At 54.8% G+C, this 21,790-nt stretch carries 21 protein-coding genes; 6 read left to right on the top strand and 15 right to left on the bottom strand.

Annotated features, from left to right (window positions below; translation table 11 throughout):
- Window positions 1-104 precede the first annotated feature (104 nt).
- Window positions 105-1,103 carry an adenosine kinase gene (locus G8770_RS21745; RefSeq protein WP_167191927.1) on the top strand — a complete coding sequence of 333 codons (999 nt, stop codon included), beginning with the start codon at window positions 105-107 and terminating at the stop codon, window positions 1,101-1,103.
- Window positions 1,104-1,189: 86 nt separating this feature from the next.
- Here the strand turns inward: G8770_RS21745 and G8770_RS21740 are convergent, their stop codons facing one another.
- The 3 genes from G8770_RS21740 to G8770_RS21730 all read right to left on the bottom strand — a co-directional run bounded on the left by G8770_RS21740 (window position 1,190) and on the right by G8770_RS21730 (window position 3,962).
- Complete coding sequence (locus G8770_RS21740) at window positions 1,190-2,242, bottom strand: DUF2333 family protein (RefSeq protein WP_425050958.1); 1,053 nt, start codon at window positions 2,240-2,242, stop codon at window positions 1,190-1,192.
- A 180-nt stretch (window positions 2,243-2,422) separates the two neighbouring features.
- The gene (locus G8770_RS21735) at window positions 2,423-2,926 is read right to left on the bottom strand and encodes a copper chaperone PCu(A)C domain-containing protein (RefSeq protein ID WP_167191925.1); all 504 of its coding nucleotides are present in this window, start codon (window positions 2,924-2,926) and stop codon (window positions 2,423-2,425) included.
- 259 nt (window positions 2,927-3,185) lie between these two features.
- Window positions 3,186-3,962 carry an N-acetylglucosaminyltransferase gene (locus G8770_RS21730; protein ID WP_167191924.1) on the bottom strand — a complete coding sequence of 259 codons (777 nt, stop codon included), beginning with the start codon at window positions 3,960-3,962 and terminating at the stop codon, window positions 3,186-3,188.
- A 160-nt stretch (window positions 3,963-4,122) separates the two neighbouring features.
- On the opposite strand from G8770_RS21730, the gene G8770_RS21725 reads away from it, so the two are divergent.
- The 4 genes from G8770_RS21725 (at window position 4,123) to accC (ending at window position 8,682) form a co-directional block, all read left to right on the top strand.
- Window positions 4,123-6,012 (top strand): protein-disulfide reductase DsbD family protein, encoded by a 1,890-nt coding sequence (locus tag G8770_RS21725; RefSeq protein ID WP_167191922.1) that lies wholly within the window; start codon window positions 4,123-4,125, stop codon window positions 6,010-6,012.
- A 307-nt stretch (window positions 6,013-6,319) separates the two neighbouring features.
- The gene (aroQ, locus tag G8770_RS21720) at window positions 6,320-6,757 is read left to right on the top strand and encodes a type II 3-dehydroquinate dehydratase (RefSeq protein ID WP_167191920.1); all 438 of its coding nucleotides are present in this window, start codon (window positions 6,320-6,322) and stop codon (window positions 6,755-6,757) included.
- Between the two features lie 107 nt (window positions 6,758-6,864).
- Complete coding sequence (accB, locus tag G8770_RS21715) at window positions 6,865-7,314, top strand: acetyl-CoA carboxylase biotin carboxyl carrier protein (protein ID WP_167191918.1); 450 nt, start codon at window positions 6,865-6,867, stop codon at window positions 7,312-7,314.
- A 27-nt stretch (window positions 7,315-7,341) separates the two neighbouring features.
- The gene (accC, locus tag G8770_RS21710; RefSeq protein WP_167191915.1) at window positions 7,342-8,682 is read left to right on the top strand and encodes an acetyl-CoA carboxylase biotin carboxylase subunit; all 1,341 of its coding nucleotides are present in this window, start codon (window positions 7,342-7,344) and stop codon (window positions 8,680-8,682) included.
- 79 nt (window positions 8,683-8,761) lie between these two features.
- On the opposite strand, the gene ribA is transcribed toward accC, so the two are convergent.
- The 12 genes from ribA to G8770_RS21650 all read right to left on the bottom strand — a co-directional run bounded on the left by ribA (window position 8,762) and on the right by G8770_RS21650 (window position 19,051).
- On the bottom strand, window positions 8,762-9,370 hold the full coding sequence (gene ribA, locus G8770_RS21705; RefSeq protein ID WP_167191914.1) for a GTP cyclohydrolase II: 609 nt from the start codon (window positions 9,368-9,370) through the stop codon (window positions 8,762-8,764).
- Between the two features lie 96 nt (window positions 9,371-9,466).
- Window positions 9,467-10,105 carry a retropepsin-like aspartic protease family protein gene (locus G8770_RS21700; RefSeq protein ID WP_167191912.1) on the bottom strand — a complete coding sequence of 213 codons (639 nt, stop codon included), beginning with the start codon at window positions 10,103-10,105 and terminating at the stop codon, window positions 9,467-9,469.
- 31 nt (window positions 10,106-10,136) lie between these two features.
- Complete coding sequence (locus tag G8770_RS21695; protein ID WP_167191910.1) at window positions 10,137-10,619, bottom strand: phosphatidylglycerophosphatase A; 483 nt, start codon at window positions 10,617-10,619, stop codon at window positions 10,137-10,139.
- On the bottom strand, window positions 10,616-11,596 hold the full coding sequence (gene thiL, locus G8770_RS21690; RefSeq protein ID WP_167191960.1) for a thiamine-phosphate kinase: 981 nt from the start codon (window positions 11,594-11,596) through the stop codon (window positions 10,616-10,618). Before thiL ends, G8770_RS21695 begins: the two co-directional genes overlap by 4 nt.
- 40 nt (window positions 11,597-11,636) lie before the next feature.
- On the bottom strand, window positions 11,637-12,077 hold the full coding sequence (gene nusB / locus G8770_RS21685) for a transcription antitermination factor NusB (RefSeq protein ID WP_167191908.1): 441 nt from the start codon (window positions 12,075-12,077) through the stop codon (window positions 11,637-11,639).
- Window positions 12,078-12,176: 99 nt separating this feature from the next.
- The gene (gene ribH / locus G8770_RS21680; RefSeq protein ID WP_167191906.1) at window positions 12,177-12,647 is read right to left on the bottom strand and encodes a 6,7-dimethyl-8-ribityllumazine synthase; all 471 of its coding nucleotides are present in this window, start codon (window positions 12,645-12,647) and stop codon (window positions 12,177-12,179) included.
- Window positions 12,648-12,750: 103 nt separating this feature from the next.
- Window positions 12,751-13,896 (bottom strand): bifunctional 3,4-dihydroxy-2-butanone-4-phosphate synthase/GTP cyclohydrolase II, encoded by a 1,146-nt coding sequence (gene ribBA, locus G8770_RS21675; RefSeq protein WP_167191904.1) that lies wholly within the window; start codon window positions 13,894-13,896, stop codon window positions 12,751-12,753.
- 133 nt (window positions 13,897-14,029) lie between these two features.
- Window positions 14,030-14,695, bottom strand: coding sequence for a riboflavin synthase (locus G8770_RS21670; RefSeq protein WP_167191903.1), 666 nt, complete (start codon window positions 14,693-14,695; stop codon window positions 14,030-14,032).
- Between the two features lie 207 nt (window positions 14,696-14,902).
- Window positions 14,903-16,024 (bottom strand): bifunctional diaminohydroxyphosphoribosylaminopyrimidine deaminase/5-amino-6-(5-phosphoribosylamino)uracil reductase RibD, encoded by a 1,122-nt coding sequence (gene ribD / locus G8770_RS21665; RefSeq protein WP_167191958.1) that lies wholly within the window; start codon window positions 16,022-16,024, stop codon window positions 14,903-14,905.
- A 133-nt stretch (window positions 16,025-16,157) separates the two neighbouring features.
- Window positions 16,158-16,616, bottom strand: coding sequence for a transcriptional regulator NrdR (gene nrdR, locus G8770_RS21660; RefSeq protein ID WP_167191901.1), 459 nt, complete (start codon window positions 16,614-16,616; stop codon window positions 16,158-16,160).
- A 193-nt stretch (window positions 16,617-16,809) separates the two neighbouring features.
- Complete coding sequence (locus G8770_RS21655) at window positions 16,810-17,787, bottom strand: GlxA family transcriptional regulator (protein ID WP_167191899.1); 978 nt, start codon at window positions 17,785-17,787, stop codon at window positions 16,810-16,812.
- Window positions 17,788-18,163: 376 nt separating this feature from the next.
- On the bottom strand, window positions 18,164-19,051 hold the full coding sequence (locus tag G8770_RS21650; RefSeq protein ID WP_167191897.1) for a Dyp-type peroxidase: 888 nt from the start codon (window positions 19,049-19,051) through the stop codon (window positions 18,164-18,166).
- Between the two features lie 575 nt (window positions 19,052-19,626).
- Here G8770_RS21650 and ppk1 point away from each other — a divergent pair.
- On the top strand, window positions 19,627-21,747 hold the full coding sequence (gene ppk1 / locus G8770_RS21645) for a polyphosphate kinase 1 (protein ID WP_167191895.1): 2,121 nt from the start codon (window positions 19,627-19,629) through the stop codon (window positions 21,745-21,747).
- Window positions 21,748-21,790: the final 43 nt, after the last annotated feature.

Raw genomic sequence — 21,790 nt, 5'->3', positions numbered from 1 at the left:
TGCGGACCCGGTCCGAGACACAACCCGAATATGGCTGGGCCACCACCTCAACAAAACCTGTGCGGACCACCAGACTCACTCCAATTAACAAGGCAACAAACACTATGGCTGAATACCACATTTACGGCATTGGCGCGGCGCTGGTCGACACGGAAATTGAAGTAAACGATCACAACCTGGCCGAACTCAATATTGATAAAGGTGTTATGACGCTGGTCGATGAACAGCGACAGCAGGAAATCATTGAGCATCTGTCTGACCACCTGGTCGCCTCGAAGCGCGCCAGTGGCGGCTCCGCCGCCAATACCATCATCGCCGCAAGCTATTTTGGAGCAAAGGCTTTTTACAGCTGTAAAGTTGCCAACGACAGCAACGGTGATTTCTATTTACAGGATTTAAACAACGCCGGCGTGACCTACCATCAGGAGCTGAAACGGGAAAATGGCGTAACCGGCAAGTGCCTGGTGATGATCACCCCGGATGCCGAGCGCACCATGAATACCTTTCTTGGCGCCAGCGAATCGGTCTCCAGCAGAGAGCTCCACCCCGACGCCATCGCATCGTCCCAGTACGCCTACCTCGAAGGCTATCTGGTCTCCTCGGAAAGCGGCCGCGCTGCGGCGATCGATCTGCGCCGGCAAGCAGAAGCCAACGGGGTCAAAACAGCCCTCAGCCTGTCAGACCCGGCCATGGTGGAGTTTTTTCACGATGGGTTGAAAGAAATGCTCGGTGACGGCGTGGATCTGCTGTTCTGCAACCGCGCCGAAGCGCTGGGCTTCACTCGCACGCAAACCCTGGATGAAGCGGTTGCCGCACTGAAAGACATCGCCAAAACCTTTGCCATTACCTTGGGCGCGGAAGGGGCGTTGATCGTGAACGGAGAAAACGCCTGGAACATCAATCCACACCAGGTGGAGGCCATCGACACCAACGGGGCGGGCGACATGTTTGCCGGGGCGTTCATCTACGCCATCACACATGGCTATAGCTGCGAGCAAGCCGGTCAATTGGCCAGTCGCGCCTCGGCCCAGGTGGTCAGCCAGTTTGGCCCGCGCCTAAGACCAGAGCAACACCAGGAAATTTTGCAAGAAGTATTGGGGTAAGCGCGCCAGTCAGGGGTAACGAAGAGACAGCGGCCCGGGAGGGCCGCTGTCTTCACGGTGTCACCGCTCGGCAAGTTGTCCGGGGCTTAGCCCTGAGACAACAGTTCCCGCAGGTCAGTGATGCCGGCGTTCGCCCGGGAGATATACGACGCCATCACCAGAGAATGATTGGCCAGCATACCAAAGCCACCGCCGTTCAAAATCATCGGGCTGTAGACATTTTCCTGGGTGGCTTCCAGCTCGCGAATGATTTGCTGCAAACTCACCAAGGCGTTCTTTTTCTCCAGAATATCCGCAAAGTCCACCTCAATAGCACGCAGGAAATGCAACAGCGCCCAGGCACTGCCACGAGTCTCATAAAAGACATCGTCAATCTCTGACCAAGGCGTTTTCACTTCCATTTCTTTGGGGGTTGAGGTTGATTGCCGGGCACTGGTATCGCCGGCCAGATCAGTGTTCAGACGGCGCTGCCCGACACTGGCGCTCAAGCGCTGAGACAAGCTCCCCATTCGGCTTTCCACGGTCTTTAACCAGTAACGCAGGTTATCAGCCCGGGCGAAGAATTGCGCATTGTGGCGATCTTCATCGGTCAACCGCACGAGATAATTCTGCATGGATTTAATACCGTCCCGATACTCGGATTCCGACGCGGGAATGGCCCAACTGCGGTGATCAAAATTAAATCGCGACTCGGCTCGCGCCAGGGAAATGTCCTCCGTGGATTGGGACTGGGAGCGGCTAAAGGCTTCGCGCATCGCTTTACTCATATCACGCACCTGGATCATGACCCCGTATTCCCAGCTGGGGACATTGTCCATCCACACCCCCGGCGGAAAAATGTCATTGGACAGAAAGCCTCCGGGCTTATCCAGGACCGTTTCCATGACCTTGATCAACGTCGATGTGGTCGCCACGCCGACCAACATGGGCTGCCCGGCAGCATTGGTTGCCACCGACTCTCGCACCGTAAAACGATCCGGCTCCGAACTCCAGAAAAAGCCCAACGCTGTCGTGAGCAAAAGATAGACAAGCACACCGATCATGACCGTGCGCATCGCCCAACCTCCGGTCTGCACATCCTCACGCCAGTCATTCCAACGCTCTCGTATTCCCTGCTTCATATTTGCGAGCTTTTCCATTTCAGACTTTAACCTTTTTAACTCTTAAGTTTTTTAGATCTTGACCTTGGCCAGGTGTAAACCCTGTCCAGGCCCTAACTATTAGCGTGATTTGCAAGAATCACAACCTCGCGCCCTGAATTTTAAAACGTATGTCCGAATTCAATCCGCAGCGGTCGATTCCCGGCCAAGGCGGCTCAGTCAGCGTATGACCGTTGCCTGGGCTGTCAACGTCAGCCCGCTGGTCAACATTAACGAGACCTGATAAGTGGCGTCCTCAGCGGCCCCAGGCTGCATCCGAAACGCCATGATATGGTAGCCTCCGGGTTTAAATTCCAAAGCCCCGCCAGCGGAAACATCAACCTGCGGCACCGCACGCATCTGCATCATGCCATCGCGATGCAAATGTTGATGCAGTTCTGCGAATTGTGCACCTTCTACCTTAACGCCTTTAATCACCAGCTCCTGGGACGATAAATTGAGCAGCGTTAAATACACCACTGCCGTGCTTTGACCGGGCAGCGGCAAGCGAATGCGTGCCTCCTCAATGTGAACATTCTCCAGCACCTGGGCCTTTCCTGACCCCGAAGCCAGCTCGGCGGCATCCACAAACACCGATAAAAAACTGCACAGGATCATCACCAACCCGGCCTTCCACCCAGTCAGTAACGAGTGGCGGCAATACGACATCATTCCTTCTTTCACGAATACCTTCCTTTTATCCTCTCAGTGCCCATGATAATGGTTACACACTATGATCGACTCGACACGCTATTATCGTCGCTGTTTACTGATCAGCATAACAGCATGACGCTCAAAGGGGGGCTCCACCGGCTATCGACACCCTCTTTTAGAGCTGCATCTTCAACTTCACCATGAGCCCGATCGTTTAACGGCTTGATGAACACGATAGATACCCAGCCCTTCGGTTTTTTTCGGTATCGCAGCGGCCACATAAAGGAGCTTACTGAATCGGCGGGAACACCACGATTTTAGGGCGCTTGCCCACTTTAATATCACCGCGTATCCGGTAGCCACCGGCGGCTTTTTTCATTTCTTTATACAGCCAGCGCCCTTCAGCATCATTGCGGGCCACAATCAGTAACGCCTCATCGCTGAGTTTGACCCGGCTGGCCACCTCACTCAGTACCTCCTTGACCTCATCATCACGACGATTCAAAGCCGATATATTGAGCGGGTATTCATTCTCTGAGGCCGGCTCTCCTGCGTCAACACTCGCGAGGGCCACCAAAGCCCGCTCCGATGCCAGGCCAATTTCGCGCTCCAACTCGTGCAGCAGGCGGTTGTCGGCGTCAAGATAATGAGCTCGCGACGCATAGATTTTTGCTTGTGAAATCTGACTGGCACGCAGGGCTCCCCGGCCCAATTGCACATAGCGGACCACCATTTGCTGCAGCCCCGACCTTGCCTGCTCATTAGACGGCTGCAACAGCAAGACAGCTTTATAACGGTCATAGGCATTGTCATTTTCCGGGCTCATTAACCGATCGGCGCTCATAGCGCGCTCCGCGTCGCGCAACAATTCCTCGACCTGCTCTTGCAACGTAGGGCCGCGTGGCTTTTCCGGCAGGGGAGCGGCCGCAGCCAAAGACTCTGCGGGAAGGCTTTTCGGCTCTGCAACCTGAGTTGAGCAGCCAGACAACAGGGCAGCCCCCAATGACGCAGCAATCAATAACCTGGCCACCATCAACACCGGTTGCAGGCTTAAATATGACCCCATGAGGTTTACACCCCTTATCGATATCATGCTTTCATCCAATTCTTCTGTACAATGCCCGAAACTCTGCCTGATAACCACAGTCAAATCAACGCAGAGGATTACCACGACCCACTCGCGGTTTCGGCAACGACCCTTGATGACAAAACGGATCCATTAACCCATGCCTCCAAAACTAACCTCTCTGACCACGCTTACCCTATTCATACTGTCATTGTGGAGCAGTGCCGGGCTGGCAGTGCAAGAGCAAGCGCCCCTGGATTCTAATTCTGTTGCGAGTGTCCCCCAACTGAGTGGCGGCCCGTCAACTCCCTTACCCAATAGGGATCAATTCGCCTTTGAGCCCTCGACCTCCAGCAGCGCAAACCCGGTCTCGCTCAATCCGACATCACTCGACTCTTCGCTTAGCGTCAGCTTTTTACCGGTAAATCAGGCCTATCAACTGAGCGGCACCCTCCACAATCAACAACTGCTGATTCACTGGGACATTGCCGACGGCTACTACTTATATCAGCACAAATTGAAGTTTGTGCTCAATGGCAACCCTCAAACCGTCGACCTGCCAACTGGAATTGAAAAATACGACGATTACTTTGAGCAGCAGCTTGAGGTCTATTACAACACGTTAGACATTACCCTGGCGCTTCCCGAACTCAGCGTCGCCCAGAGCCTGGACATCATTGTTCACTCCCAGGGCTGCGCCGATGCCGGCCTTTGCTATCCCCCCCAGCAGCAAACACTGAGACTTGAACAAGGGAATGTGACCCTGATTCAATCGCCGCAACCCACTGCCCCACCCGATCAGGCGGTGCTGCCAACAAGCCCCAGCTCCGTCAGCAAGATCTTCCTGGCCGCCTTCGGTGCCCTGCTCGGGGGAATGCTGCTGAACCTGATGCCTTGTGTCTTTCCGGTACTGTCTTTAAAAGCGCTGAGCCTGGCACGCAGCCGGGAGAACCCCCACCAGCAACACTGGCACGGCTGGGCTTACACCGCCGGGGTTATTGCCACCTTTGTCCTGATTGCCGCCATCATGTTGTCACTGCGCCAAGCCGGGCAGGCCATCGGCTGGGGCTTTCAGCTGCAGTCACCGGTCATTGTCGCGCTCCTGGCGTATCTTTTTTTCGCCATGGGGCTGGCCCTGTCAGGCTTGCTTAACCTAGGGTCGTCATTGAGTGGCAGCGGTCAAGCCCTCACCGAAGGTCACCGCTATCGCTCCTCGTTCTTTACCGGGGCGCTGGCGACGGTCGTGGCCAGCCCTTGCACAGCCCCTATGATGGGTGGCGCCCTGGGCTTCGCCGTCACACAGCCCACATTCATCGCCCTCACCATTTTTGTCTCGCTGGGCTTTGGCATGGCCCTGCCATTCCTGCTGCTCACCTACTTCCCGAGCCTGTCACAAAAGCTGCCTAAACCCGGGCAATGGATGGAAACCCTGAAACAGCTGCTGGCCTTTCCCCTGTATTTCACCGCCTTGTGGTTGCTTTGGGTAGTCAGCCGTCAAACCGACAGCGACACTCTGGTGGCTTTAGTTGCCGGAGCCATTGGACTGGCCTTTGCCGCCTGGCTTTGGCAGCATCAACCGGCCCGCCGCTGGCAAAAAGTCATTGCCCTCATGGTTGTCTGCAGTGCGGTCTGGCCTGTGACGCAGATCGAGGGGAAAACTCAGGCCGCCTCAGCGTCCACAGCCCGCCTGGAGAATAACTGGCAACCCTATACTCAGGCCCGACTGACGCAACTGCTCAACCAAGGTACCCCGACCTTTGTCAATTTAACCGCCGACTGGTGCATCACCTGCCTGGCCAACGAAAAGATTGCTCTGGATACGGAAAAAACCCTCATTGCCTTCGAAGATGCCGGCATCGTCAAATTAAAAGGCGACTGGACTCACTACAACCCGGAAATCACCCACCTGCTGTCGCAATTCGACCGCAATGGCGTGCCACTCTACCTTTTGTATTCGGGCAATCCGAATGACCCACCGGTCATCTTGCCCCAACTTTTGCGCGAACAAACGATCATAAGCGCCATCGATCGCTTAAAAGCCTCAAGATAACTGCAAATTGCGGCTATTTACCTTGAAAATAGCCGCAATTTCGAAAAACTTCGAATATAAGACCTTGAAAGGGACGCCATCGGCGTTAAACATCGTCAAACAGGTCGCCTTCCTAAAATAAAAACAAGCGTTTAACACTCTAACTTCGGCAATCTTGACGCTAAAATCTGTCAATTTCACATTTTTCAGCAATTGACTAGACGCGTTATATTTTTTGGGGCACACTCACCCTATCTAGTTGGTAAAATTACTCTATTCTATAAAGATCCGCGCTAACTTAAGCATTTTATCCAGGAAACCTAGCTTTATGGCGACAATTCTGGTTCTTCACGGACCCAACCTAAACTTACTCGGCACTCGTGAGCCAGAAATTTACGGCGCCACCACCCTGGCGGACATCAATCTTCAACTGAGCGAGCGCTGCCAAAGCGCCGGGCACCAACTCCAGTGCCTGCAAAGCAACGCCGAGCACGAATTGATTGACCGTATTCACAGCGCCAAAACCGAAGGCGTCGATTTCATCCTGATCAACCCCGCCGCCTTCACACACACCAGCGTCGCCATTCGCGACGCACTGGCGGGAGTAGAGATTCCGTTTATTGAGCTGCACTTGTCCAACGTGCACAGTCGCGAAGCGTTTCGCCAGCACTCGTATTTGTCGGACATCGCCCAGGGCGTCATCTGCGGCTTCGGCGCCCAGAGTTATGACCTGGCGCTCAGCGCCGCCTTCAGCCAGCTCGCTTAACGCAGCAGTTTGATGAACCCAACTTACATGACACAAACCACAATCACTTCACAACCCTAAACAATTACAAGGCCAATAAGGCCACTGACTCAATGGTGGAAAAACTTATGGACATTCGCAAAATTAAAAAACTCATCGAACTGCTGGAAGAATCCGACATCGGTGAACTGGAGATTAAAGAAGGTGAAGAGTCTGTGCGCATCAGCCGCAACAGCCCGGCGACCTACGCCGCGCCGCAGATGATGGCAGCTCCGGCCCCGGCGCCTGCAGCAGCACCCGCTCCGGCAGCCGCGGCCCCCGAAGAGAAAAAAGATACGTTCAGCGGTCACGTGATTAAATCTCCCATGGTGGGCACTTACTATTCAGCCCCGAGCCCAGGCTCCCCGGCTTTTGTCCAGGTCGGTCAGCACGTTAAACCCGGCGACGTCATCTGCATTGTCGAAGCCATGAAAATGATGAACCAAATCGAAGCCGATAAAGCCGGTGTCGTAGAAGCCATTCTGGTTGAGGACGGCGAGCCGGTTGAATTTGACCAGCCTCTGGTCACCATCGTTTAAGGATGCACACAAACAGAGGATCTGGGCATGTTTGAAAAAATTCTGATCGCCAACCGTGGCGAGATTGCGCTGCGCGTGTTGCGCGCTTGTAAAGAAATGGGCATTAAAACCGTCGCCGTGCATTCGCAGATTGACCGCGATCTCAAGCACGTGCGCCTGGCTGACGAATCGGTGTGCATTGGCCCCAATTCGTCGACCGAGAGCTACCTCAACATTCCACGCATCATCAGCGCCATGGAAATTACCGACTCTGTGGCGGTGCACCCCGGCTATGGTTTTTTGGCTGAAAACGCCGACTTTGCCGAGCAGGTTCAAAAAAGTGGTTTTACGTTTATCGGACCTGACCCGGACGTTATCCGCCTGATGGGCGACAAAGTCTCGGCCATCAGGGCCATGAAAGAGGCTGGTGTACCCACAGTACCCGGGTCCAACGGCCCGCTGCCTGATGATGCGGAAGTGTGCCTGAAGCACGGCCGAGAAATCGGCTACCCGGTCATCATCAAGGCCGCTGCCGGTGGCGGCGGGCGAGGCATGCGCGTGGTGCATACTGAATCAGCCCTGATGAACTCCATTCGTGTAACCAAAGCGGAAGCTCTCTCCGGTTTTGGCGATGATACGGTGTACATGGAGAAATACCTGCAAAACCCCCGCCACGTCGAAGTGCAGGTGCTGTCAGACGGTCAGGGCAATGCGATCCACCTGGGTGACCGCGATTGTTCGCTGCAGCGCCGACACCAGAAAGTTCTGGAGGAAGCGCCTGCTCCCGGTATTGACCCCGAAGCCCGCGAGAAGGTCTACGAGTCGTGCGTGAACGCCTGTATTAAAATCGGCTATCGCGGTGCCGGTACGTTCGAGTTCCTCTATGAAGACGGCCACTACTACTTCATCGAAATGAACACCCGCATTCAGGTGGAGCACCCGGTCACGGAAATGGTCACAAACTTTGACCTGATCAAAGAGCAGATCCGCGTCTGCGCCGGTGAAAAACTCTCGGTCACCCAGGACGACATCACCATCAGAGGCCATTCTTTTGAGTGTCGGATCAACGCCGAAGACCCGAAAACCTTTATGCCATGCCCTGGTACCGTGAATCAATTTCACACCCCCGGTGGCCTCGGGGTTCGTGTCGACTCTCACCTCTACAGTGGCTACACCGTCCCACCCACTTATGATTCCATGATCGCCAAGGTCATCACCTATGGTGATACCCGTGACGAAGCGCTGGCGCGTATGCGTCACGCTCTGGACGAGCTGGTGGTTGACGGCATTCGCACCAACATCCCCCTGCAAAAGGATCTGGTTCGCGATGCAGGCTTTGCCAAAGGTGGCGTTAACATCCACTACCTTGAGAAGAAGTTAGGGCTGTAAATTCAGCTTTTTCGCTTCAAAAAAAACCGCGGCTGCTTAACAGCACCGCGGTTTTTTTATGCCTCTGAGACGCGCAAGCCTAGCTTTCGCCGTCGTCCTGATCTTCCAGCAAATGCCCCAACTTACCTTTTTTGGTTTCCAGGTATTTTGCATTGTGCGGATTGCGGCCACTTTCGTGGGCTACCCGCTCGACCACATTAATTCCCAGCTCCTGCAGCGCCTTCACTTTGCGCGGGTTATTGGTCATCAGCCGGATCTCATGGATGTTCATGTGTTCCAGCATCGGCTGCAAAATGGAGTAATCGCGCATATCCGCACCAAAGCCCAGCTGCTCATTGGCTTCCACGGTGTCAGCGCCCTTGTCCTGCAGGCGATAGGCCTTAATCTTATTCATCAGACCTATACCACGCCCCTCCTGGCGCAGGTAGAAGATCACACCCCGCCCCTCCATGGCAATGCGATGCATCGCTGACTGCAGTTGCGCGCCGCAATCACAGCGCAAACTGAACAGAGCATCTCCAGTCAGGCACTCAGAATGAATGCGGGCGAGCACAGGCTCACCGTTATCGATCTGCCCCATGCTCAGTACAACATGCTCTTTACTGGTTTCGGTATCTTCAAAACCGTGCATATCAAAGATCCCCCACGAGGTGGGTAACTTTGAAGATTCAACGTATCGGACGGTCACAATACAACCTCTTACTGTCGCGCCAGCCAACAACTGAAATGGATGCCCTGTCAAGGGCATACACCTCGGCGGCGGCTTACTGCTGCGCGTTTCATACTAGTTTTGAAAAACCAGCACACCATTTTCTTTAAACATTTTGACCCGGCTCAAGTAGCTGTTGCCCAACAATATCTCACCGGGAAAATCACTCATACTGACGAGCGCTGCAACGTTATTCACCTTTACCGTACCCACAGTGACGCTGCTCAATGTCACTCGGTAACCATTCACAATCCCATTGGCGGTACTGACCGGTACCAGTTCGCCATTGCGGTAATCGATTCCCAGTGCCCTGGCCTGCGGCAGGCTCATCGCAACAGCCGTCGCTCCGGTATCCACCATCACCGACACAGGGCGGTTATTAATGCGTGCCGGCGTGACATAGTGCCCGCCTCTTCCAGGCTGCAAACGCACCTCATGAATGTCGGCCGATTGAAAGCTGGACGCGATGCGCCTGCTTAACCCCAGCGTATGCTGCTTGCCTTCGATGTCGATTACCGCGCCCTTACTGCTGGCAGAAACCAGAGTCACCCCCCGGTAGCCTTTGCCAACCTTCAGCAACTTTTGCTGTCCATCAATCACCAACAGCGCACTGCCGGAAAACAATCCCTTAACCTCAACACTGACAGCCTCGGCAGCGGCCGCCACAACATTCGCAGCCCCAGCCAGCAGATTCACCGACAGAAGGAGCGACATCAATCCCTGCCGAAAACCCTGTGTCAGCACCTCAGACCCACCACCAGTAACACAACTGGACACAGACCAACGCCATCACACCAGCCAGAACATCATCAATCATAATGCCAAAGCCCCCGTGAACATGCTCGTCCAACCAGCGAATGGGCCAGGGCTTGAGCACATCAAACAGACGAAACCAGAGAAAACCGATCACCACCCAGACCCAACCTGCGGGAGCGGCGATCATGGTTATCCAGTAGCCGACAAACTCATCCCAAACAATGCCCGGGTGATCGTGCACGCCCAAATCACGGGAGGTTTTATCACACAGGTAGACCCCCAACGCAAAGGTCGCCAGCACCACCAGCAGGTAACCCGCCAACGGCAATTGCGACAACAGCAAGTACAGTGGAATTGCCACTACCGTACCCGCAGTTCCCGGTGCCTTGGGAGACAACCCGGAACCGAAACCAAACGCCAACCAGTGCACCGGCCGGACGATCAAGTCAGCAAAAGTCAGTGCGCGAGTCACGACAAGGCCTCCTGTCCACCAAAGTGCTGGAAACCCTTGCCACTGGGGACAACCGGGTTGCTGTTGTGCCAACAGCTGACCCCGTTGCCAGCCGTAATCTCACCGATGTGATGAGCAACGATCTTGCCCGTGCTGACCAGCGTCTCGAGTTGCTGAACCTGGGCCTTCGGCACCGTGAAACACAGCTGATAATCATCACCACCACTCAACGCCCAGTCGATGCCCTGCTCGAAGGACACCAGCTGCCTCACCGCCTCGGACAAGGGAATCCGCTCCAGATGCAAATCGGCCCCCACCCCGCTTTGTTCACAAATATGGCCAAGATCCGCCACCAGTCCGTCGGAAATATCAATCGCGGCGGCGCAAAAATTCGTCAGCAACTGACCCGCAACCACCTGCGGCTGAGGGCGGTAATAACGCTCCATAAGATAGTCCGTCATCATGCTTGCCGCCGACAGCTGTTGCTTCATAACCGCCAGGGCCGCAGCTCCATCCCCCACAGGACCGGTGACAAAAATCTGATCACCCTCTGACGCCCGGCTGCGCAGCAGCGCTTTACCCTCGGCGACCGCACCATGAACCTGAATCGTAATGCTCAACTTGCCGCGTGTCGTGTCACCACCAACAAGGGCAATACCGTACTCACGGGCTACGCGAAACAGCCCTTGCGAAAACGCCTGCAGCCATTGAGGGTCGGCGTCAGGCAAGGTCAGCCCCAGAGTAAACCACAGAGGCTCTGCCCCCATCGCCGCCAGGTCGCTGATGTTCACCCGCAACGCCCGTTCAGCGATCAAGTCCGGCTCCCCGTCTGCGGGGAAATGCACATCGGCAATCGAGGTATCCATGGACACCGCCAACTGCTGACCCAGCGGAACAGTCAACAGGGCGCAATCATCACCAATCCCCAGAGCCACTCCCGGGGCGCCGGACTGCTGCTGGAAATACTGTTTAATTAATTCAAATTCACCCAGCGACATTATCTTGCCTGACTGACCGCAGGTATTGGCCATGAATCATTCAACGGGTGGCCTTAACTTCAACGGCACGATGCTCGGCCGCCACCTTATCGAGTACACCGTTAATGAATTTGTGACTGTCCGTTGCGCCGAATTTTTTCGCCAGCGATACCGCTTCGTTAATCACCACCTTGTAAGGGACATCAAGGCGAGACATCAACTCATAAGTGGACATCCGCAACAGCGCCTGGGTCACCGGGTCGAGCTCATTCTGTTCCCGCTCTTTCAGGTGCGCCGAGTAGGCCGTGTCCAATTCGGAGAGTTGCTTGGGGACACCGTGGAGAATTTCGCGAAAGTAAGCGATATCCGCTTTGCTCATATCATTATCGGCATGAAACTCAGCCTCAATCACATTGATGGCGGCGGATGTCATGCTCCACTGATACAGGGCTTGCATGGCGTAATGTCGGGCTTTGCGGCGAGCCGCTGGAGAAACTGTCATTCCGGTGTATCCAATTTAATAATTCAGATATGAAATCTGATCGGCCCCAGCTTCAGCAATTGCTGAGTTGAGACGTCGGTAAAATTCCTGGCTGGAGGCTTACACCTTGGCCAGCAGAGAAACCATTTCCAATGCGGTGATGGCCGCCTCTTCACCTTTGTTGCCGGCCTTCGTGCCCGAGCGCTCAATCGCTTGCTCAATGGAGTCAACGGTGAGGACACCAAAGGTCACAACCGTGTCCGTGTTCAGAGATACCTGCGCCAACCCTTTGGTACACTCACCGGCCACGTATTCAAAGTGAGGAGTGCCACCGCGAATCACGGCACCCAGGGCAATGATGGCATCAAACTCACCCTTGTTGGCCAATCGCTGAGCCAAAATTGGGAATTCAAACGCGCCCGGAGCGTAATAAATACTCACCTGATCGTCACCGATACCATGACGACGCAGCGTATCCAGTGCGCCCTCTTTCAGGCTTTCCACCACAAAACTGTTCCAACGACTGACGATCAGCGCGTACTTGCCCTTGCAGTTGGTGAAATCCCCTTCGATTACATTAATTTGGCTCATCAATAGTGTCTCTCTTGTCTACTCTAAACTGTTGCTGCTTAACACACGTTGGCTGCGGTCTAACACACGGTGCTTGTCTGACGCACAGACGCGTGCGGCGACCTTACACGTCTTGTATTTCGGTCGCTTCGTCTTTAACCCGGTTATCAATGTACTCGGAGACCTCCAGGTCAAAGCCCGAGATCGCATTGAAGCGAAAAGGTGCACTCATCAAGCGCATTTTTTTCACCCCCAGGTCACACAAAATTTGTGAGCCGGTGCCGACCTGCTTATAAACCAGATCCTGACTGGGTCGCTCCTGCTTACCGGACAACATCCAGTCGATGCTGTCTTCAATATCATTGGCACTTTCGTTGTGGCAAATCATCACCACCGCACCACGCCCCTCTTTGGCCACCATTTCAATGGCACGATCGAAGGTCCAGGGTTTGAATTGTTTATCGGTTTCACGCTGGATTTTAAACACGTCCCGGGCGGTACTGCCCACATGCACGCGCACCAACGCCGGCTCACCATCACGCAGGTTGCCCATGGTCAAGGCAAAGTGCTTTTCCTGCCGCGCCTTGTCCAGGTACGTGTGCAGATCAAATTCACCATACTGGGTGTTTATCTTGCGCTCGTTGATGCACTCAACGGTTTTTTCATTAATGGAACGATACTGGATCAAATCCGCAATCGTGCCGATCTTCAAATTGTGCTGCTTGGCGAAGACTTCAAGGTCTGGACGACGCGCCATGGTGCCGTCTTCATTCATAATTTCAACAATTGCCGCCGCCCCTTCAAAACCCGCCAAGCGCGACAGGTCACAGCCAGCCTCTGTATGACCGGCGCGGCTTAACACCCCACCGGGCTGAGCCATCAGCGGAAAGATATGGCCAGGCTGGACGATGTCCGTGGCCTTGGCATCGCGGGCAACCGCCGCGCGAATGGTACGAGCGCGGTCGGCCGCGGAGATACCGGTGGTAACACCTTCGGCCGCTTCAATGGAGACGGTAAAATTGGTCGAGTGCTGAGCCAGGTTGTCGGTGACCATCAACGGCAAATCCAGCTGTTTACAGCGGGCTGGTGACAGGGTCAGACAAATCAATCCCCGCGCGTGGGTCGCCATAAAGTTAATATCTTCCGGGCGAACCTGCTCAGCGGCCATCACGATATCACCTTCATTTTCGCGATCTTCGTCATCCATCAAAATGACCATCTTGCCCTGACGAATATCGTCAATCAGCTCTTCAATGCTGTTCAATTTCATAACCAACCTGCTTCATTGTTGACCGGCAGTCTGTCAGCCGGTATTGCATATCCTGTGACTCGATAAGGGTTAGTGAGGCCGGGCAGCTGACGGGCAAGCATTGGCCCAAGGCTGTCCCTCTGTCGGCCGAACGCTAGCCTTTGTAAAAACCGTTTTCCGCCAAAAACGCCAGATCAATACCGGATCCAGCCGAGGCCGTCGCCGCCTTGTCACCCAATAATAGACGTTCCAGGTAACGGGCAATGACATCCACCTCCAGATTGACCTTGGTCCCGGTCTGATAGGTGCCAATTACGGTCTTTTCGATGGTGTGCGGCACGATGTTCAGTTCAAACTCGTCCCCGTCCACGGCGTTCACGGTCAGGCTGGTGCCATCGACGGTGATGGATCCCTTGTGCGCAATGTAGCGAGCCAGAGCCGCCGGCGCTTTAATGCGGAAGCGCTCAGAACGGGCATCGGCCTGACGGCTGACCACTTCACCCACGCCATCCACATGGCCGCTGACCATATGCCCCCCCAGACGGGTTTGCGGAGTCAGCGCCTTTTCCAGATTGACCGACATGCCGACTTTCCAGTCGCGCAAGGTGGTATTGTCCAGCGTCTCTACCGAGACATCGGCCCAATAACCGTCACCGGGCAATTCGACCACCGTCAGGCAGACGCCATTGGTGGCGATGGAGTCCCCCAATACCACGTCGGCCAAATCCAGAGTGTTGGTTTTTACACGCAAACGCAGGTCGCCACCACTTGGCTGAACCGCGACGATGTCACCCACTGCTTCAATAATGCCTGTAAACATACGCTCAATTTCTTTTTTGTGATGATGTAAATACGGCTTCGGCCATACTCTTGGCACGTAGCGCTTTAATTCAGACCTGCTGCAATTCAGCAAGCCTTTAAACCAACAGCGACTGCACTCTGTCCCGGGTTTATGCCCTAAGGCTGTCCGCTCATAACGGCTTAATTCCAAGCCACCACTGGCGGTCTTAACATCGGCCAAACAGCCCTACGCATCCGGATCGGGGCGTGCGGTAATGCGCCAATCGTTGCCCACCGCCCGCATGTCGGTGATGGTTAGGGGCAGCTGAGCCGACATTCGCTGCAGCGGCAAGTCAAACAGCGGCCGGGCCTCACTGCCCATCAGCTTGGGCGCCATGTAAATCACCAGCTCATCGAGCAGGCCACGCCGCAGGAACGCCGCCGCCAAATTCGCACCCGCCTCGACCAGCACTTCATTGCATTGACGCCGCCCCAGTTCATGCAGCAATTTTTCCAAATCCACCTTGCCATCCGCGCCTGGCAGGGAGATTTGCTCAACAGCGGTTTCAGCCAGCGCCGGGCTGGCTTGTGCCTGCGCCGAAACCACCAGAGTCCGGGGCGGCGATTGTACCACTTTCGCACTCGCCAGTAGCTGTTGATTGGAGTCTAAAACCACCCGTAAAGGCTGTATCGACGCTGCCAGTCCCGCGTTTGGCAGTTTTAGCTCATGTTCACGCACCGTTAATGCAGAGTCATCGTGAAGAATTGAGCCAATTCCGGTGATAATGGCACAACTTCTCGCTCGCAAACGCTGCACATCCGCCCGCGCCGATGGCCCGGTGACCCACTTGCTTTCACCGCTGGCCATGGCCGTTCGACCGTCCAGACTCATGGCCATTTTGCATCTGACCCAGGGCCGACCGCCTTCCATACGACGGATAAAACCCGGATTTAATGCCCACGCCTCGTCTTCCAGCAACGGGCCGGCGACCACCACACCAGCCGCTTGCAGATACGCCAACCCTCGACCGGCCACCTGCGGATTCGGATCTTCCATGCCGTACACCACCCGCGCAATACCCGCAGCGGCCAGGGCCTCACAACAGGGACCGGTCTTACCGGTATGGCTGCAAGGCTCCAGGGTCACATAGGCCGTAGCCCCCTGTGCGCAGGTCCCCGCCTGGGCCAGGGCATTCACTTCAGCGTGGCCTTGGCCGGCACGTTCGTGCCAACCCTCACCCACCACCACACCATCACGCACCAGCACACACCCCACCCTCGGGTTTGGCATGGTGCTGTATACCCCCTCTTGCGCCAGATGAATCGCACGAGCCATGTGACGTCGATCGGCAACATCAAGACTCGGCATAGCGAAGTTAGACCCTGTGTTTTTAGACATAGCGCAGCCGTTGTGTGTTTTTCATAAAGCAGACAATAAACAAAGCCAGATACACAGCCTCCTCAGAAGCGGTATCTGGCTCACAGCTTTCAACCAAAAGCGGTTAGCCGGGCTGATTTTCCAGCCGATCAATTTCTTCCCGGAATTCATTCAGGTCTTTAAAGCGCCGGTAAACGGACGCAAAACGCACGTAGGCCACTTCGTCCAGCGCCCGCAATTGTTCCATGACTTTTTCACCGATCATCAGCGCGGGTATTTCGCGCTCGCCGGTCGCTTGCAAAGCATGCTTGAGCTGGCTGATCGAGGACTCAATATCCTCCATGCTGACCGGGCGCTTCTCTAAAGCCCGCAAGATACCCGCGCGCAGTTTCTCCTCATCAAACGGCTCCCGGGTGCCATCCTGCTTGATCACGCGGGGCAGCAGTAACTCGGCGGTTTCGTAGGTGGTAAAACGCTCATGACAGGACAAACACTCCCGCCGACGTCGCACCTGGTCACCCTCTGCAACCAGTCGGGAATCGATGACTTTGGTATCTTCGGCACTGCAAAATGGACAATGCATAGGTTATAACCCCAAGGCTAATTTTTGCGCGAATGTTATCACACCCGCTGCTTGAAGGTGCGTGCTGCGGTTCAGACTCGCGCGCGGACCTATTCTCTGAATCGTGTTCATATCTTTGTTCATAATGTTTACCAGGTCGTTTATCAGCGCTGAAACGACCTGCCAATCACCCCGGCACTTTGACACCATGCCGCTAATCGCTGAACTGCTTGCGATACGCTGCCGGCGTCTGGCCAATCTGGGTGCGAAACAGGCGACAAAAATAGCTGCTGTCACTGTAACCCACATCCAGCGAGATGTGCTTAATGCTCTTATCGCTGTGTACCAACAAATCACGGGCGGCTTCCAGGCGAACTCGCTGCAGGTACGCCAGCGGCTTTTCACCGGTAGCCGAAGAAAAGCGCCGGGCAAAATTTCGCAGGCTCATGCCATGGTTTTTCGCCACATCCGCCAATCGCACCTCTTCGGAATAACGGCTTTCCAGCCAGGCCTGGACCTGCTCAATCAGGCGATCGCCATGACTGCGCTGGCTGCCCATGCGCAACGGGGCAAAATCGTAGCTGCGGCGAATATCGAAAAGGATGTCACGGCTAATGCCGCGCGCCACACTTTCCCCAAACAGACGTATCGCCAAATTCAGCATCAAGTCGCCCATGGAATTGCCACCGGCGGCGCAGTAGATGTTATCGCTTTCCGTGATGGCCTTGTCTTTCTGCCAGGACACCTCAGGAAAAAGCTGGGCAAAATCATCGTGCTGGCGCCAATAGGTCGTTGCCTCTGAGCCATTCAGATACCCGGCGGCAGCGACCCAGTAGACGCCACAGCCCATCGACAGAACCAGCTTGCGGTTGCGTAAATAAGGCTCCAGCCAGGGGCCGATCTGCCGATGCAATTCCGCCAGCTCGTTTATCCCCATCCACAAGTGCGGCAGAATGATCACATCCCACGCACGATCGTCCATCTCGCCATCGCAACTGATGGTCGCACCGCTGTAGGTCACTACGTCGGCGCCGTTGATAGAAATCAGCTCAAAGTCCAATTTGGGGCCCGGCAAACGCTCTGCCCGCCATTTAATGCCGTAAAGAATGTCACGGCAGGTCATTAAATTGCCGCCATAGACATTATCGGTCGCCAGAACCGCGACTTTTATGACTGGAAACTCTTCGCTCATTGCCCATTCCCCGATGCAAGGAGTGGCAGATTATACACATTGGCGCTTTTGTCGCATCATTTTGGGTGGGTTCAACCAAAAAAACATAATAAAAGCGGTTAACATGGCACATATACGGCATTTCCGTGATCGCGCCGAGCCTTACTCAAGAAGGGCAATCCCGCTGTGGGGACCACCACACCCGAAGGTGTCGCTAGAAGGAGTCTCTAAGAAGGTGTTGCGAAAGGCAGGCAGCATGGGTGACTGAATCACTGAATCAAGGGTGGGAATCAGCCAGGCAGAGGGGAAGCGCGATCAGACGCCCCCCCCTAAGACGCTCGCTGAAGCGCCTTGGGGGACATTGGCCAGGGGACTTAATCAGGGCCAAACCTGAAAATTACAGCCCGAGCAGTGATAAATCCAGTTGTTGGCCAGTCATGGGGGGACACCAGTAATACTCTCCGGTCAGCGGACGGGAGATCTGGAACATACCGTCGACGATGCCGTCGTCTGCCCCCATCATCCGCTTCATCTGCGCCTCGAAGGCGTAAAAGGAACAGCCAAAAGCCACAAAGTGAAGACCGCCATCGGTACCTTCCCGCCAGGAGGTGGAACGCCTTAACACAAACGCCTCAGGAGCGAAGTCCTCCTGGGCCGTGCGCTTGACGTGGGCTGAGGGCGGAGCATCAAACTCCACATTGTCTTTCAGGCGGCGTCCAACCAGGTTGTCTTTTTCCGCGGCCCCCAGGCGATGAAACGCGTCGAAATCGTGCTGCCACAATTGCACCGCCACAAAGCTGGAGCCCTGCAAGCCCGGTACGGCTTCGTCCGTCACCGCCGCCGCCAGCGCATCGTCCCCGGTGGGGTTTTCAGTGCCGTCCACATACCCGGTCAAATCACGCCCGCCGCGATGCTTAAAGCCATCAACCCGATGCATCATATCAAACCCGTCAGCCAACAGGGCTATCAATCCGGCTGCGCGATGAAACAATTCGCCATCATCCCCCTCGCGCAACCATAACCACAGGTCACACTGGGTAACCGGCACACTCACGCCAGAAAACATCAACGACGGAAACGTCTTTAACCCCGGTACCTGAGCGTCGAGCGCCTGCATTAATGGCGCCCCCAGGCCAAGCACCAGCGATTCCCCATCGACTTCTGGTGCCAGACGAACCAGCAGGGAACGAATCACATCAGGCTTAACGCCCGCTGCGCGATTAAACGAGAGATAACAACCGTGTGTGGGTACAGAGGCGAGAATGCCTGACTGTGGACTTGCCATAAATCTTCCTTAACACTTCTGTGAACTTCGATGTCACCGTTACTTTAGGTGTGCATAAGCTAAAGTACAGGAGGTTTGCTTAAGCTACAGGGACTTTCCTAAACGGCGAGCCCCATACCCTTGCTCAAGCTGTCATCCCTGGACATTAATGTAATGATCAACGAGCACAACCAACGGCAACTTTATAAAATAACTCCGGCGCAGGCCAGCCCAAGCCGTTTCATTACCTGAGTATGACCCACTTTTCACTACCATTTTGCACTACAGTAAAGGGCATTATGGCCCTTTATGGTGGTTCTTGTCGGTTTTTTGTCGGTGCTTCTTGCCGGGAACTGACACATCAGACCACAACAAACCTTTAAGCCATTAGGCGACAATATCATGTTGTGTAACATCGTCTTGTGTAACAATGCGAGTATGGGAAATGTATCTTTTACTGACCCTCAAGCGCTTGAAGCACGCCCCCGACCTAACCAGCTGACACATAATTGTCATTGGATTGTCATATCATGCCTAGTCCAATGCTATTACCCCCGATTGAGAGACCGCCAGCGATGTTGCGAGACGACCGTTCAATGGATAAGAACACCCCCGAGTTAAACGCCAAAAGTGGCCCCAAGATCAACATTGTCCCCCGCGAGCTCAGCTGGCTGTCATTTAATGAGCGGGTGATGCAGGAAGCCGCCGATTCCAACACGCCAATCATTGAGCGAATGCGCTTCCTCGGCATCTTCTCCAACAACATGGACGAATTCTTCCGGGTCCGGGTGGCTGAAGTCCGGCGCCGCATCCTGCTCCCGCACCTGCCCCATGAGCCATCCGATGATTACGTCGATGATGAACCCCTGATGCAAGAGATTCAGGACAAGGTGGTTAAACTCAACAAGCAGTTCGACAAACTCTATCAGCAGGTGTCCAAGGACCTGCAAGAAAGCAACATCTACATCCTGCCCAACCACCAGGCCATGAGCGATGACCAGTCGACCTGGCTCAAACAGTATTTCCGCAAGTCCGTGCGCTCGTTTATCTGCCCGATCATTGTGCACCGGGACATGGACCTCGGCTCGCGCCTCAGCGATGACGACTTCTACCTCGCGGTGGAAATGGAACATGGGGAGAGTATCGAGCACGCCTTGATCGAGGTGCCCACCAAAGAGACCTCACGCTTTATTTTGCTGCCCAACAACAGCCGTCAACAGCAATTTATCTTGCTGGATGACGCCATTAAACATTGCCTCGATGAGATCTTTGGCGCGGTCTTTGTCTATGACAGCATCAAAGCCTTCTCCTTTAAAATGACCCGCGACGCCGAGCTGAACCTCAGTGACGACATTGACCAGAGCGTGCTCGACAAAATGTCCAAAGGCTTGCGGCGCCGACTGCAAGCCGAGCCGGTGCGCCTGGTCTACGATCAGGACATGCCGGAATCGCTGTTGAAAATGCTCACCAAGCGGCTGAAATTTTCGTCTCACGATTCCATGATTCCCAGTGGCCCCTATCGTAATTTCCGCGATTTCATCAGTTTTCCAAACGTTGGCGGCGTCTCGCTGGAACACCGCAAGCTGGCCCCCGTGCCCTGCCACGCGTTTGACAGCAACGATAACGCCCTCGACGCCATCGCCAAAGAAGACATCTTGCTGTACTACCCCTACCACTCGTTTGGGTATTTCACCGAGCTGCTGCGCCAGGCCGCTTTTGACCCGCGGGTCAGCCGCATCACCATCAACATTTACCGGGTGGCTAAAAACTCACGGGTTCTGCATGCCCTGTGTGACGCAGCCCGCAACGGTAAAAAAGTCACTGTGGTGGTCGAGCTGCAAGCCCGCTTTGACGAGTTCAATAACATAGAATTATCAAAGCAGCTGGAAGCGGCGGGCATTCACGTGGACTTTGGTATTCCCACGCTGAAAGTGCATTCCAAACTGTGCCTTATCGAGCGCCGCGAAGGCGAGGAAAGCAAACTCTACGCCCACATCGGCACCGGAAACTTTCACGAAGGCAACGCCAAGATTTACACCGATTTCAGCTATTTTACCGCCCACCCGGAAATTACCGCCGAAGTCGCCCAGGTGTTTGAGTTCATCAAATACACCTACCGCCCGTTCACGTTTAATCACCTGATCGTCTCGCCCCTGAACAGCCGCAACGTGATCAAAAATCTGATTAAAAAAGAAATCCGCGAAGCCCGCGCAGGCAGGCCCGCGTCGATTTACATCAAAGTGAATAATTTGTGTGATAACGACATCGCCGAGCTGTTGTGCCAAGCCGACCAGAGCGGTGTCGAGATTAAAATGCTGATCCGGGGCATGTGCTCGCTGCAAACGGGTGACAAAGGCATCAGCGATCACATGGAAGTGCACAGCATCGTTGACCGCTTTCTGGAACACGCTCGCGTGTTTGTGTTTGGCAACAAGGGCGACCCCAAAGTGTTTATCACTTCCGCCGACCTGATGAAGCGCAACATTGACCACCGAGTCGAAGTGGGCGTTCCCATTTACAACACCTATTTAAAGCGCCAGATCATCGATATTTTTAACCTGCAGATGAGCGACAACACCAAGGCCCGCATCTTGAACAAAAAGCAAAGTAACCCCTATGTGCAGCCCACCGGCAGCAAAAAAGTGCGCTCACAAATTGCCATACACCAGTATCTGAGTAGAATTGAAAAAGAGAACATCGAAAGCGACTATGACTAGAGACCGGTGTAGGATGAAAACCGGGGTACGATTACTCGCCGAG

The sequence above is a fragment of the Pseudomaricurvus hydrocarbonicus genome, from assembly GCF_011602365.1.
Lineage (GTDB): Bacteria > Pseudomonadota > Gammaproteobacteria > Pseudomonadales > Cellvibrionaceae > Pseudomaricurvus > Pseudomaricurvus hydrocarbonicus.
Note: the sequence above shows the minus strand (reverse complement) of the source record. Positions and strands in the feature narration are given on the sequence as shown.